The sequence below is a fragment of the Bacteroides sp. ET336 genome (assembly GCF_024733815.1).
Classification (GTDB): Bacteria; Bacteroidota; Bacteroidia; order Bacteroidales; family Bacteroidaceae; genus Phocaeicola; species Phocaeicola cellulolyticus.
The window spans coordinates 24,264-39,844 of sequence record NZ_JANRHK010000015.1; the positions used below are offsets into that span (position 1 = coordinate 24,264).

The 15,581-nt window shown below is 39.8% G+C and carries 9 protein-coding genes; 7 read left to right on the top strand and 2 right to left on the bottom strand.

Translation table 11 applies throughout. The features are described 5' to 3' along the window. Positions 1-2: 2 nt before the first annotated feature. From NW213_RS12625 to NW213_RS12635, 3 genes are read left to right on the top strand one after another with little or no spacing between them, the layout of a single operon-like run. Positions 3-893 (top strand): translation initiation factor 2, encoded by an 891-nt coding sequence (locus tag NW213_RS12625; protein WP_258322989.1) that lies wholly within the window; start codon positions 3-5, stop codon positions 891-893. Positions 894-905: 12 nt separating this feature from the next. Next, on the top strand, positions 906-1,286 hold the full coding sequence (locus tag NW213_RS12630; protein ID WP_258322990.1) for a hypothetical protein: 381 nt from the start codon (positions 906-908) through the stop codon (positions 1,284-1,286). A gap of 47 nt (positions 1,287-1,333) precedes the next feature. Continuing rightward, a complete protein-coding gene (locus tag NW213_RS12635; protein ID WP_258322991.1) occupies positions 1,334-2,206 on the top strand; it encodes a hypothetical protein in 873 nt (290 codons plus the stop codon). 716 nt (positions 2,207-2,922) lie between these two features. Here the strand turns inward: NW213_RS12635 and NW213_RS12640 are convergent. Next, the gene (locus NW213_RS12640; protein WP_258322992.1) at positions 2,923-3,828 is read right to left on the bottom strand and encodes an IS982 family transposase; all 906 of its coding nucleotides are present in this window, start codon (positions 3,826-3,828) and stop codon (positions 2,923-2,925) included. A gap of 120 nt (positions 3,829-3,948) precedes the next feature. Here NW213_RS12640 and NW213_RS12645 point away from each other — a divergent pair, with 120 nt between their 5' ends. Genes NW213_RS12645 through NW213_RS12660 form a run of 4 tightly spaced genes read left to right on the top strand, consistent with a single transcriptional unit; the run spans position 3,949 to position 13,528 of the window. Further along, positions 3,949-4,575 carry a hypothetical protein gene (locus NW213_RS12645; RefSeq protein ID WP_258322993.1) on the top strand — a complete coding sequence of 209 codons (627 nt, stop codon included), beginning with the start codon at positions 3,949-3,951 and terminating at the stop codon, positions 4,573-4,575. Positions 4,576-4,581: 6 nt separating this feature from the next. Then, positions 4,582-10,203 carry an ATP-binding protein gene (locus tag NW213_RS12650; protein WP_258322994.1) on the top strand — a complete coding sequence of 1,874 codons (5,622 nt, stop codon included), beginning with the start codon at positions 4,582-4,584 and terminating at the stop codon, positions 10,201-10,203. A 44-nt stretch (positions 10,204-10,247) separates the two neighbouring features. Further along, positions 10,248-12,425 (top strand): AAA family ATPase, encoded by a 2,178-nt coding sequence (locus NW213_RS12655; RefSeq protein ID WP_087208694.1) that lies wholly within the window; start codon positions 10,248-10,250, stop codon positions 12,423-12,425. After that, complete coding sequence (locus NW213_RS12660) at positions 12,422-13,528, top strand: hypothetical protein (RefSeq protein ID WP_258322995.1); 1,107 nt, start codon at positions 12,422-12,424, stop codon at positions 13,526-13,528. Before NW213_RS12655 ends, NW213_RS12660 begins: the two co-directional genes overlap by 4 nt. 17 nt (positions 13,529-13,545) lie before the next feature. Here the strand turns inward: NW213_RS12660 and mobC are convergent, their stop codons facing one another. After that, entirely contained in the window at positions 13,546-15,576 is a 2,031-nt protein-coding gene (mobC, locus tag NW213_RS12665; protein ID WP_258322996.1) for a conjugal transfer protein MobC, read from the bottom strand. Positions 15,577-15,581 lie beyond the last annotated feature (5 nt).

The following is a 15,581-nucleotide window of genomic DNA, read 5'->3' on the forward strand; positions in this document are numbered from 1 at the left end:
GTATGAATGATTTTCAAACATCCAGCCAGTTCAGTCTGTCCGTTGTATATTTCCTGACTATTGATTGTAACTATGACTATACAATGGATTATATAGAAAACATAGCCCGGAGCTTCACCAAGAAGTATCCGAGCTACCTTATCCATAAGAAAAGCGAAGACAAGATAAAAGCCTTTTTGACCGACAGGGTGAAGGCCAAAGTGGAAGCTTTTGTGAATGCAGAGGCTAAGGGTGTAACAGTGACCGAGGTGCGGGAAATAGCAGACCTGATAGCGGAATACGAGGGAACAGAAAACTCGTCTCTTTATGGAAACCATCCGGCAGATGCCCCCTCGCTAGGAAGCACCGGAATTGAGCTTGCCATGAGCGTGGATACAGGCGCATCGGACATCCGTCCCGTCAATGTCGCCAAGCCCATAGGCGCATTGGGGAAGCCCAAGATAATGAAGCGGAGTGTTATCCGTGTAACGGTGGAGCTGGAGGTGCTGATGGAAACCAAACAATACCTGCAATTCCTGCAACAGGTTCCGGACCTGTTCAGCCTGCATGAATTCCCCAACTTGAGATGCCGCGTGATATGCAGCCAGAAAAAGGTGACAATCAACGAAGAGCCTGCACCTGTCGAGGTGAAGGTGGTGGATGACAGAAAACACCAACGCTGGTTTGTTGCCTTTACACTGTTGATGATATGCTGCATGGGCGGAATCATAGCCCTGTTCTTTTCCATTCCGAACCTGTATAAACAGGATATCCATTTCCTGCGGAACGATACGATACATCAAGACTTCTCCATATCGAACAGCCGCATAGACCTGGATAATGTGAACCTGATTAAGAACGGCGGGAAAGACACGCTTATCATCAAAGACAAAAAACTGATTATTGCCAAGTAAAAAGGAATGCTTATGAATCCAATGGAAATACAACACCTTAAGACAGCCCTGTCGCAAAGCGGATGTCCGGAAGACCTACTGGCGGACTATCTGGACTTTCTGCAAAACGGAGGACAACAAGTGGAAATTGTACGGAACAACATCACCCAAGTGTTTCAGAAAGAAGCCCTCTACCGGAAACGAAGACATGAAACCATGGAGGGAACAGTAACCTTTCGGAACAAGGAGCAACATGGGATCGGGAACTCGGACACGGGCGTGTTTATCGGGATAGAATTTATCCGCTGTTGTTTCACTCATGGTATTCCGGCACGAATGCTGAAGGTTGTGAGGGAGCATGGAGAGGTGGTGGAGATTGTTGTGGGGTTTGGGATAAAGTCTATGTGTCTTTAGTTTATAACTATAGGAAGAAGATGTAAAAACTGTTTATACAATACTATATGGAAGCATATCTAAGGAACAAATTGCAGGTAGAAATCATGGATGCATTGAAGCAGTGCATAAAAGGACTTACGAATCCTGATGAACCTGCATACATAGCAGCACTTGTTACACAATTACCTTCTCACTTAGAAGCAATCTTCAACCATGCTTTTCCCACATTGAATTTCAAGGTTGGAGGGTGTTTCCTCCATCAAAAGCCTATTGCAGAATTTTGCGAGAAAAGATCGTTAGGATACAAAAAGGATCCTGAAATAGGAGATTTACTCATCGTATATAAAAAAATACGCGGTACAGAAGTCACATATAACGCTTTGCTACTACAAGCCAAGAAACTGAATGGAAATACGGACAGCATTTATCATCATAAAATTGGTTATAATGATAAGCATCAGCTATTTTTATATACCCATTGGCCTAAATTCATATATCGAAGAGCCAATAACTTGAACGGAAAGAAAAGAAGCGTAATACCTAAGACCATAACGGCAGGTGCCCAGTATTTGTTGATAGATAAAAATGCTGTTTGTACGCCGTTTTGGTGTGCCATGCCCAATAATATACTCGTCGCCTCAAAATGTTTGGCCTCACAATTGGTAGATTTTATTGAATTCCAAACCGGACGGACTTTTGTCAAGTGTGCTCCCAGAGACAGCTGGTCACAAATGATTTGGGATTTGCTGAAAATTTCATTTCAATCTGTATTTAATAAATCCAAATATGGATATGTAAAGGCCTCAAGAGCTTCTGATGAGATTTCTGATTTTTTGGATCTACCCCAAAAGCTTACCCTGTCAGATAATAATAATGTTGGAATTCCCATTCTTTGTATCCAAAGTGAAGAAAAAGAGGGCAATGATGAATTGAAATGACAATAGGCCAGATATTCACCTGTCAATCCTTGGCCTATGAGGGATGGTTAAATGAAAACAAGACCAATTATTTTTAAACTTCAGGTTTATTGCCTCTAAAACAATAGGTACCCCCAATCGTAGAGCTCCCAGTACGGGTACACTTGATGTAGTGGAGATAACACTGTTAGTAATCAGCGCATGTATCGAAATGAGATGCTGCAAAATCATCTATCCACAGTAGTCAAAGACACGACTTGTCAAAAGGTTGTGTCTTTTTTTACCTCACATATTGAGCGTTTTGTGTTTTTTTTGTATTTTTGCAAACCGATTGGTCGGTATTTGTTGGGGCAGGCTAATATGGAAGGAATCAACTAATGTTCCATTTGTCTATCTCCCTATCTAGCAATAGTGTTAACTTTAATATTGAAACAAGATGAAAGATGTGATTAATACTCTTGAGAAATTCAAGCAATACAGAGAAAGAAAAATATGCGAATACATTCGTGAACATTCTTTGTTTTGCGGAGTTCCTGTGCAATGGCTTACAACAATATGTATTGTTTTGGGTTGTGCCGTCCTATGCTGGGTGATATTATTGGTTTATGGAATAATATGTGATCATTTTCATTTAATGTCAGTTGGCTTTAAACAGAGTTCATTGTTTCACTATTTTATTAGTCTTGTAGACTATTCTGCTTTGTATAAATATAAATTAACGTGAATTCGATATAAAATTAGAAAATAGCCAGTTGTCCGTCATTGACAAAGTTTACATCAATGGCGGGCTTCTTTTCAAAAAAGCAATATGCTGCTATAGCCGACAAAGAATTTGCAATGAAGTTGTTAAAAGAACGATGTCTGGAGTGTTCTATCTGAGCAATATTCTTCAGTTCGTCATTAACTGTTTCAATCAAGGCTCTTTTTCTAAGCAGAATCTTGTCAGCAATACTCATCAGTGAATTCTTCATGTTGCTTTTTACCTTTGTAACAAGCTGAATACCGTTTAGGAAGAGATTTTCAAACAAAGCCTGTCCAATATATCCTTTATCTGCACATAGTTTTCCCTTAATATTTTCCACGAACTTACCCTGTTTCAATGGTTCCCGGTCATCCACGTTTCCAGGTGTGAACATGAAATTGAGGATCTCTCCCTTGTCATTGATTATCAGATGCAGTTTGAATCCGAAGAACCATCCCATAGAACATTTTCCACGCTCGGCAAGGCCTTCAAATGTCTTATGAATCAGGATTCTTTGGTTACGGCATACACGCAAGGGAGTGGAGTCGATGAAACTGATGCCGGTACAGGTCCCCAGCAGTACTTTTTTGATAAAGATGGTCATGGGAAGCAATACTTCCTTCTCCAGTTCCACAAAACGGTTATAAGAAACCTGACGCGGAAAAAGGTGCTTCAGATGTTTACAGACATATTCCTTGTAGTAATGTTTGAAACAACGGAAACCACCGGAGTGAAACAGGATTAGAATAACCATAATTTCAGCATCACTCATACGGTTAGGTTTGTTACGATGCCTGGTTTTCTTATCCTCAATCATATATTTTTCCTGTTGCAATGTAAATTCCTTGCAAAAATCATCGGCCATACAATAAATCTCTGTAACTTTAGACTCTGGAAACATAGTGGTAATCGTTTAAATCTTATAATTCAGCACTATAAATTTAATACTTTTATCGCTATGTTTCTAATTATCACTGAAATATATTTATTTTTATTTCGAACTCACGTTAAATTAATACTGGTGGAATACTTATTGATCCTCTTTTCTTTATTATCCGCTTTTTTCTATGGAAAGCTTCGCAATTCAAAAAAAATCGAAGCCGTTATGCTAGAATGCTCCATTGAATTGATGAGATATGAAAAATCCATATCGAATAAAATAAAATTGGCAAACTTAAAGTTTGAGGAAAAATCTCAGAATGAGGATGTAGAATGTCTCAAAAATAGGAAGCAAAATTTAGACTTAGCCTGTTTAAATCGACGACAAGTGGCTTTGACTGATTTTTACGAACTTCAGGAGGAAATCAGTATTCTTTCAAAAGAGCAGGACGATAAAAAGATTAATGAGAAAATTTGCCAAATTAGAAGAAAACAGGCAGAAGCTATAAAGAAATGCCATAAGGACTGCCTGCCGCATCAACAAAGCATAAATAGTAGCAAAACAGAAATTATAATATTAGAATCTCAAATAAAAGACATTCAGGATGAGCAAACTCGCTTAAAATCCGATAAAAATTTCACTTTTGATGATGCTATTAAGGCTATTAATGGAAATATAGATTTAGCCACTGTTGATGATTTCCACAAAGCATCATTAAAATCATTTTTCTATGAATTGTTAGAACTAGCATCACGACTAAAAATATAAAATCACATGGAACAGCAGCATACAAATCCTTTCGACCGATACTCATCACGTACCAGGCGCTTGAACTATTATCTTCCTTTTTTACGAGAGAGGCGCTATACAAACAAGCAAAATATTCATGAAGCTTTTATTGGAAGAGAAGATATTTTGTACAGGCTAAGGAACTGGATTACGAATAAAGACAAAACCGGTTCGTTCTTAGTGGCTGGATATAGGGGGATGGGGAAATCTTCATTTGTTGAAAAAGCATTATACGACCTGACCAGGCAACGACGGAGAAGCAGTAAAATCGAATTCATATTCTTTATGCTGCATTTGATAACCATTGCTTTGTTTTGTACCCTCTTCATAACAAAGCCCATTGATAATATTCATTACCTTTTTATAGGGCTTGCAGCATTAGCTATGCTCTCTATTTTCTGCTATGTAAAAAAATATCACATAAGATATTGTTGGGGATATTTTTGCTTGTATTGCGGCCTCGTCAAGCATATTATCCAGCATGGAGAATGGCGCAAGAATGGCACCAGTGATATAGGGAAATCTATAAAGGAATGCATTGCAGAATGTTGTGGCAGGCTTCGGAAAATAGACAAAGAAGAGCGTAGCCGCCTGAATAAAATCATTTTCAAAGACTATAGAAGAAAAACGGCCCAGCGAATAGCCATCCATATCAATTTAGGGCATGAAATCCTCACAGAAAGAGACATACTGTGTCTAATAGCCAAACGCATAAAAGCAGAGGTGGAAAATTTTGTTTCCAACAAACACTTGTATTTTCTGCCCGCATATTTTTACATTTCAGTATGTTGTTTTGCCACGTGGGGAATCATGGAGCAATTAAACGGTCCTATTAAAGAGGTAGTCCTAAAGACTTATGAACAACAAACACCCTCACCCTCTTCTACTTCGGAAGTTCATATTACAAATGCCTCTGATATGGCAGCCAAAGGAGAGGTGTCTTTTATCCACTTACAAGAAAACAGCAAACCCGGTTTCTTTCAAACACTTACTTCCTACCTCAAAACCTTTTTCATACAACTAAAAGAAACAAGCAATGGCTATATTATTCTTTTCAAAATAATCTGTTTTGTTCTAATTTATCTATGCATCAGAAAACTACTGCGAATTACTTTCTTGTTTATTCCCGGAATCAAACAATATGTATGGATAAGGAAACAATTAAATACATTGAATGACAGAATCCATACCGTAATTGACGAAGAAACGCCCCCATTAGCCGAAGGCAGCCAAGGCTTCATCAACATCACTTTCGGGAAACGAAGGAAAAAAAACTATCCGATTGCGGAAGTACGCGAGATAGAAAGCGAACTGATAGACATATTATCGCATTTTGACCGCATTATCAACCCATATACGCTTAAGTTTGTCATCGTATTTGATGAGTTAGACAAGATAGATCCGGAGATGAGTAACAAAGAGCCGGAAGATGAACTATTCACGACATTTGAAGGTACCGCCAATGGCTTTTCCGGGGATTCCAGTTCCCGCAAAAGGAAAGACAATGTGCTCCGGCTCCTCGCCAACATGAAGCATTTCATTTCTACTGCACGCGCCAAATTCATATTCATATCAGGGCGTGAGCTGTACGATGCATACCTTGCCGGATTGTCTGACCGGGAATTCGCCATAAGCAGCGTTTTTAGCGGTGCAATTTATGTGGACAGCTTTCTGACATCAAACCGCACACAAATGAATGTCATCTCCATGACAGAACAATATCTGTGCAAAATGCTCCTACCCAAAAAATATCTACGGAACAAGATGAAAGAGAAATATTTCCGATATGGTATAAGCACCCCCGAATACCCTTCACTGAAATGGTATTACAGGTATCTACGTGAGCTTGAAAAGGATAATCCTTCTTCCAGTGCAGCAGAAGAATGGCGTTTGAAAGGAGGAATCGTATTCCTGCATTATTTCTCCATTTATCTGACCCATATCAGTAATGGGTCACCACAGAAAATTCTTTCTTATTTCCGCATGTATGTGAGGACTGAAGATAACCTATACCGCAAAGGAAATAAATCCCCTTATATCTATGGATGGAAAACACGTGACAAACGTAAGCATCCAAGCAAGAACTATGTGTTGACCTTCAATTATGTCAATCAACGGAAAATAGCTTTTATCTTCTATATGGCTTATCCTATCATGCAGGCTATCATCAACAATGCCAGCCAATACGGCGACAAACTATTGATATCCGCATCGTTTCTAATGAATCATATCTATAAATACCACAGCTACAGTTTTTCCTGGAGAAATCTGGAGCAGGCACCCGAACTGCTGGAAGTGTACCGTACCCCAGAGTTGCGCACCTTCATCCATACGATTTTATCCTATATGGTGCATACCCATATGACCAACATTCCATCAGGACTGTATAATTTTAAATTCAGGAAAAGTGTAGCCAGTGAAATTGCCATATTCTCCAAATATTCAGAAGAGATAGCCGCTATATTCAACTTCACACTGGATGAGTCTCTTTCAGTCAAGAAGCATTTCACACGTATGCTCGTGCATTATTCCAATATGCTTAAGCAGACGAATTCAAACTATGAACATTATGCCATCATTCTATCAAGAATCCATCAGGTACTGGGTGACTTGCAAATGACGGATGAAAATTATCTGGATTCAGCCTTGGAATACCGGAACAGCATAGCCTACCTGAAAGATTTGCTTCACCAGAAAGAGGCATCTGAACAAATGGCTTCGGGAGATATCATCCTTCCCCTTATCCGGAATATGCTGAAGCTAGGGCTAACCTATGAGCACCGTAAAACCAACAATTCCGCATACGTTATCTACTACGAACTGATTTGTATGCTGATTGATTTCAGGTATGTGGACGAAGCGAAATTAGGGCTTAAACTCCGTGTGGAAAAATCACAAGACTGGCGAGACAAGAAATATGTACTTTATAAAGAACATGAAACAGGTACCCCCAAAGGGATAGATCCCAACTATTTTGTCACCAAACAAGATGAGATTGAAGAAAAGAAAAATTTCGAGAAAGAGATAGAAACCCAACTGTTGCCTACCCGTGAACATTTGACCGACCAATATGAAATGCAGGGCGATGAACTAGTGACCGGCCTGTCACGGATTCTGACTCCGGAGAAAAGTAACCTGATTTTCCGGTTGTCCCTTTTGGAAGACCTTCGGCTTGTTTACCAAGCTATCCTTGCCAAGCTGTTCGTATTGGAGAAAGTCGAACTGGGAGGAATTACCAAAGCCAATGTGGATGTGGCAGAATCGGAATTCCGTTATTTGTATCGAGTGACCAATGCCAAAGACAAATTCATCATTCTAGTGGATTTCTTCAGGAGACTTGCCGAAATCCTGTACTACAAAAACGGACTCATCAACCGTAATTCAGACCGATTTGTGACCGGGCTTTATTTCTGGGGGTATGAGTTTGACACCGACATTGAAGAATTTTGCCGGGATAACGGACTAAACATCAAGACACAACAATCCATAGAACGCGTTATCAACAGAATATTATGGAGCGATTTAGGCAACGATATCGCCGGATGGAAAGATGTGGATTACACGGAACAATGGGACAGAATAAAAAAACGTCTCATTGATATTGTGGACAAGATGAAACTGGATGATGAGCCATTGAAATCCTATAAAGAGGATACAAAAAAATTCCTCAAGAACTGGAACATTGAAAAATCTTATGTGAAAAATTTGTCCTACTTCAAAGTTGATAAATGTAACAGACATCGGAAAGAAATGCTCCAAAAAGGATGTTCTGTTCCTTGCTTCTCCTGCCGGTATTACAACCGAAGCATGCATATCCTGCTGGAATATTTCTTCGGGGAAAAAGTGAACATTGAAGATAAGGTATCCAAAGTACGTGCTTTTTTGAAAAAAGCTAACTGGTCTCCCCAGACCTATTCTCTCAGGCCCAATTATCTGCAGACCATAGCCATCACATTGGACGGCATGGGCAATGTGCTGCTCAGCTGCTCAGGGAAAGATTCGGAACTTACAGAGGACTTTTTAAAACAACTGGCAGAATTATCTGACAGCAATAAAGAATTTGAACGAATGGAGGAACTGACCTCACTGGAAAAAGCGATATTGTATTATTGGGCAGCCGCCAGATACTATAAAAGAGGTTCGTTCCTGAAAGACGCCTCTATCAGTATGAAGAAAATCCTGTGCCTGCTGAACCGATATATCATGGTAGAAAAAATGCTTCCTTCGCATACAGACCACCGGATACCAGTCTTGTCCGAATATCTCTGCAAAATCATTGATGTGGTAACACGAAAAGCCACTTTATACCTCTATGCCCACAATGAGAATATCAGTATAGCGGAGATACAAGACCTAAAAGGATTGTTCTCTCTGAAACCATACGAAGACATTTCCCTGGAAAAGCTTTCCCTTTATCCGGATATAGAAGAAATCATCATGCTTTCCACGGAACTAAAACTATATATTTACCGACACTTCAAATACCGACCCTCATTAATGCCTAAAGATTTCAGCAAGGCCGAAACTTTGAACATACTAAAACTATATTCTTACCGTCTGTCATCTGCTTACAATATAGAACGAACCGTCCAACAACTGATTGTGGAATCCCGCATGAAAGCCATCTGGAACTATATGTTCATAGACTATCTGTTTGACGGCATCGATTTAATGGAATATCATGTAACCAAAGGACAACGAAAAATAAGGTACAGGACTGATACCCCCATTGTATTTTATAAGAAATTCGCCCGTTTCTTAAAAGAGCCTTTGAAAAAGAATAAATTGGAACTGTTTGGCATGAATCTGGAAGAATGCGGCATGACGGAAGATTACCTGACTGTAAAAGATAAATTGCAATTAATTGAATTCCTTTTGAAAGACTCCATGTTCTGCTTGCAACGAATATTGTCCGTACTAACGACCAATACCAACCAACTGCTGCACACAAACAGTTATATTGCAGAAATCTACCGGATGATGTTTGCCTGGACACAAATCTTCAAATTCCTGTATTTCGCATACGAATACATGGACGCGGAAGAGGCTGTACAAAATAAGATTCTTATAGCCCTAAACTCTTTCATTACATCCCGCCACATTTCTATGGAAGAGCCCTTGACTGACATGGAAGAAAGAAGGAACATGCAGACTATCAAAAAAGTTTTGGAATTATGTGTCTGTGAAATCGGAAGCGAAGGACTTGAGCCCGATTTCGGAACTTTAGGCACCGAATTTTATAACCACATCCTGTCGGTCATTGAACCGACCAATTTGCGGTATATCATCAGTAACTATCCGGCAGAAATGGCCCTGATGTATTACAGAAAAACAACAGAAATGCATACGGAAGGAAATGCATATAAAGAGATGGTTGCCGGGCTGTATTACCTGGATGATGACCTGCAGAATGATACCGAGCAGTTCTATATGGCACTGGAACGCTATCTGATTAACTGCGGATACATAGACTGCATGTCGAAAGCCATAAAGGATATTTACAGCAAGGCGTATATCTATACTGCGGAATGCTATGAAAATGGCGATCCGAACATTCCCCGACCGGAATACCAGAATGTGGATCCGATATGGGGGATGAATATTTGATGCTAAAATAATATTATTCAATTCGTTATTAAAAGATATATAATATGCCAGCAAAGTTAGACATTACAAAGCCCTTGCGGCTTATTGGAATTCAAATTTTTGAAGATACTTTGAGTGATGTAAGAAAGGCTTTAGAGCCAGGATGGTACCCTTTTATTAAATGCAAACGAGATATAGGAACCTCCAAGGATTCATACCCAGAAATTTCTGATGACGAGTGTCCACAAGATTATTACAGAATAAATGAAGATTTACCCAAGATTTCCATTTCTGCAATAGTCGGGAAAAACGGTTCCGGTAAATCATCATTATTGGATATTTTGTATCGCATCATTAATAATTTTGCTGAAAATACGTTTTTGAGGAAAGGGCTGGACGAGACCAACGAAATTGGGCATGCCCAAGGCATTTCAGGTCGGCTGCATTTTGAGCTGGACGGAGTGCAAAAATTCATAGAATGCAATGATTTTGGTACAGACTATTATGAGATAATAGACGGACAGCCCGAAAAAATACAAATTCATGGATTGACTGAAAAACAACGGGATGCTATACTTAATGGATTTTTCTACACAATCAGCGTAAACTATAGTCTTTATGCATTTAATCCTTCGGACTTCAATTCAAAATTCCGACCAAAAGATAATAGTAACGATGGTGATTGGCTCAATTATTTATTCCACAAGAACGATGGCTATTATATTCCATTGGTATTAACTCCATTCCGTGACAAGGGTCAGATAGACATAAATAATGAAAACAGCTTAGCACAGCAACGGATTGAAATTTTATCTCTTATGTTTCATTCACAAGGGAAGGAATTTCTGGATGAATATCAACCGATATACTACAAGTATAAATTCAATCCACAATATAAAGAGTTAAAGCAACAAAAACTATTGGAGAAACCTATCAGGAATGAAATACGAGATGGACAAGACCTGATTATCGCTCAAATAGAAGAACTTTGGAAGAAAATTCTTATTGGCAAATGGAACATTGATTTGGAGCAAAATAATTCCAAACGCGATGAAATAGCTTTGTACTATCTGGCATATAAAACACTTAAAATATGCTCTACCTATCCTCACTATAAAGAAATGTCAGATTGGGATTCTTTGATGAAAATGCAGGAACCTAAAATGATGATTGATAGTAGGACTGGAAATGAACGACCTGTCATTAACAAAGATGGCAGTAAAAGAATGTATGTAAAAGAAAGCAACATATTAACGTGGTACAAAAGTCACATCCAACATTTATTGAATGTCATCAAAGATATAGCCGAAAATTCGAATAGCCATATCACCTTGAAAATTCATCAATGCTTGAATTATCTTACTCAACATACGTATCTAAAAGGTGAAGACTGTTTGGATGTGGACAAAGATTTATTGCAAGGTAAAAAATACGAGACTTATGATGATATGATGAAATTGCTGGCACCATCCTTTTTTATCACAGAAGTTGTTTATCGGAAAATGGATACAAAAAGGATGGACCAAAAAGATAATAGTCAAGAAATCACCTTGCAATCCATGAGCAGCGGTGAAAAACAAATGCTGTATAGTTTAAGCTACATATTTTATCATATAAAAAATATCGCCAGCATAAAGAGTGAAAATGGCAAACGTGTAGTAGGTTATCACCATATCAATCTGATATTTGACGAAGCAGAATTGTACTATCACCCAGAATATCAACGACAGTACATAAAAAGACTGTTAGAACGCTTAGCCATGTGCCATATCAACCGAACAAATATCCGTAGCATCAACATTATAATCGTTACACATTCACCATTTATTCTATCAGATTTGCCAGAAACCAATATTTTATTTCTGGATAAAAGTGAAGAATATACAAATGAAAAAACGAGTACAACTTTAGGAGCCAACATTTATGATTTATTGAAAAATGGATTTTTCCTAGAATATGCTATTGGCGATCTAATACAAATGAAACTGCGTGAAATATTAGATCTGTATTATGAGGATGATATGAATAAGCAACAGCGAATATTTGTGGAGAAAAAAGACCATATTAAGTTCACAATAGATCATTTAGGTGAAGAATATATTCGTAGTAATTTCAACCAAATTTACAAACAATTGGAGCAACGAATATTGCATAAGTCACAAGAAGAACAGATTCGTGATGAAATTCGTTATCATGAAGAACAAATTAATTCATTGAAGGACAAATTAGAAAAGAAGAAATGAGAAAAGTAGCATATCAAAATAGGAATATCCTTAAAACTTACATGCAAATTTTTCAACCGACACTAACGAAAATGCAAACTAGTTGGGAGAGTTTGCGAAAAACCAATGTCGAACTACAACAATTTCCAACAAATATTCAGGATATACTAATTGGAAATTTTCATCAATTAGTACAATGGTACAATTTGTTTATGAATTGGTCATTATCCATAAGAGAAAAATTGAATAGTAGTTTAGAAACACTATTTAATTATGATGACTGGAGTCAAGAAATAGCTGAGTTTTTCAAAGACCCACAAAATGGCTTCAGCATCTCATCATGCCATTATTGTGACATGGCTTATATTAATGTATTCGAAATAGATCCTGATGCAGATGCTATTTATTTTTTGAATACTGCATCTGATGAAGAATTAAAAGCAAAATTAAAGGTAAAATCAGATAATACCATTGAGAAGATTAAGCAAGCGCGTATATTTCATAGTAAAAATGACTTTAAAGCATTAAAAACAAGATTCGCTCCAGATAAATATGAAAAGACTTTTAAACCTAATTATAAGTATCGACATCACTTTGACCTTGATCATGTGCTACCCAAATCTAATTGCAGATTGGTTTCGCTTTCCTTGTTTAACTTCGTACCAAGTTGTCAAATCTGCAATCAAAAGTTGAAAAAAACAAAGGTATTAGGAGACTTATCAGGCGCTCCATGCGAAAAATTAAGCCCGACAAGCCCTAATTTTGACTTTGACAGTAATGCAGAATTTCATATTATAACCAAACAAGGTACAAATCCGGGACGTATCAGACCTGTACTTCACCCTCAAGATTTTGAACTAAAAATATTATGCAAAGACCCTGATTATGAAAATTTTGTCAAATTATTCAAATTAAAGGAGCGTTACCAATCTCACATAAAAATTGCATTGCATTGGATGGAAATGAAAATTGATTATACAGATGCACATATTCAAATGATGGCAAATTCATTACAACATTTTGGTTATAGTTTTGAAAAAATCAAATGTGATATTTTCCAAAAAGACCTTTATGACAATGGAGAAATGAGTTTTACGAAATTAAGGAATGATATGTTGAAATAGCGTGATAGCATACCATTTTAATCTTTAGATTCTTCATCATTCTCTTTCAGCCCCAACCGTTTACACAGTTCCGGGTCTGCCTTGATACGTTCCATCTCCTCATTAACAATCGCCTGTGCATCTGCCTTAATGCGGTCGTAGTTGCGCTGGATCTGCTGGAGCATGATGTCATTGCCGTCCCTGTCTTTGAAAGCGTTAATGACAGGTATCTTTTTGTACGCTTTCTCCTCGGCACTGACCCTGGCATGGTCCACCACAATCTCGGCATGGAAAATTTTCTGGTCAATCTTCTCGCCGAAGTTGTCCGACACCGAACCGACAAAGGTACCCTGCGAGAGGTTGGCAATCTTGGATGCCGGAATGAGCGAATCAAGCTGGGTATTGATAGACGTAGATACGTCCTGACGGTTGATGGAAACGGACTGCCGCTGCTGGAGCACCTTGCCGAAGCGCTCGGAAAGCGTCTTTGCCGTTTCTCCCACCACCTGGCCGCTGAAAATGTTGCCTACCGTATTCTGGATGACCTTGGACTCTTTTTCACCATAGTCCCGGTTAAGCTGACTGAAATCCTGAAAGCCCAACAAGACAGCCACCTTGTTGCTTCGGGCGGTGGCTATCAGGTTATCCAGCCCGCGGAAGTAGATGGTGGGAAGCTCGTCGATGATGACCGTACTCTTCAACTGACCCTTCTTGTTGATGAGCTTGACGATGCGGGAATTGTACAGCCCCAGGGCTGCGGAATAGATGTTCTGGCGGTCAGGGTTGTTGCCCACACAGAGAATCTTGGGTTCCTGCGGATTGTTGATATCCAGTGAAAAATCGTTGCCCGTCATCACCCAATAGAGCTGCGGGGAAATCATACGGGTCAGGGGAATTTTCGCACTGGCTATCTGACCCTGGAGCTGGTCCTGCGCTCCGCCTTTCCAGGCATCCATGAAGGGGGAAAGATAGTTCTCCAGTTCCGGATAGGAAGTCAGGATGGTAAACAAGTCAGAATACGGTTTATTCAACAGTTCGACGGCATGAGGGAACGTGCAGTAGATGCCGCCCTTGAATATTTTGAGGTACCAAATGATGGCTGCAAGAAGGATAATCGGAGACTCCACGAAGAAGTCGCCCTGTTTTTCAATCCAGGTGCGGTTCAAGTTGAGCATAATCGTGTAGCTTGCCTCGTACGCATCGGAAATGTCCGTCATGAACTCCGGATTGATGGGATTGCAGCGGTGCGAGCGGCGCGGGTCGTCAAAGTTGATAACATAGAATTTGGGAGTGACCTTGTACTTGTCCGTGTTGTGCAGCAACGTGTTGTAGGCAATGGTGGAGAGGTCGTCGAACTTGTAGTCGTACAGGTAGCAACTGAAGCCCTTGGAAATCATCTGGCGGATATAGCTGTTGACCACCGCATAGGACTTGCCCGATCCCGGCGTGCCCAGCACGATGGAAGCCCGGAAGGGGTTGACCACATTGATCCACCCGTCGTGCATCCTGCCCCCGTAACGGAAGCGCGTAGGCAGGTTGACGGAATACTCGTTCACCATCAGCCGGGTCTCCTGCATGAAGCTCTCGTTCTCGATGTTGAAGCGGTCCTCCATCAGCCGGTGCCGGAACAGACGGCTCATCCACAAGCCCGCCTTCAACAGGCAGAGATAGCCGACAGCGAGGGTAAAGACATACAAAGCCGTGACCGCCCCGTGAGGGAGGGAGAGGTCCAGCAGCCACCAGTTGAGAAAGAACAGCACCGTCCCGGCGAAGAGTGCCGTACCGATTCCTTTCCAGGTAATCTTTTCTCCTTTGACACCTATCGTACCCAGGCAGGATATGGCCAGCAGCAGGACTACCGCCAGCTTGCTCCAGAGAATACAGTTGAAAATTCCCGTGGTACGGTTGAAGTTCAACAATATCCTGTCCACCACCTCCAGCGTCAGGTTCCAGTGGTGAAAACTCGGATAACAGTACACATAGACATGTACCACCCCCCAAAAAATGCTCACAGCCCTGCCGAAATCCATGATTTTGGCAAGCGCCCTCAAATCGTCTTCCTGTTGCATAGAAT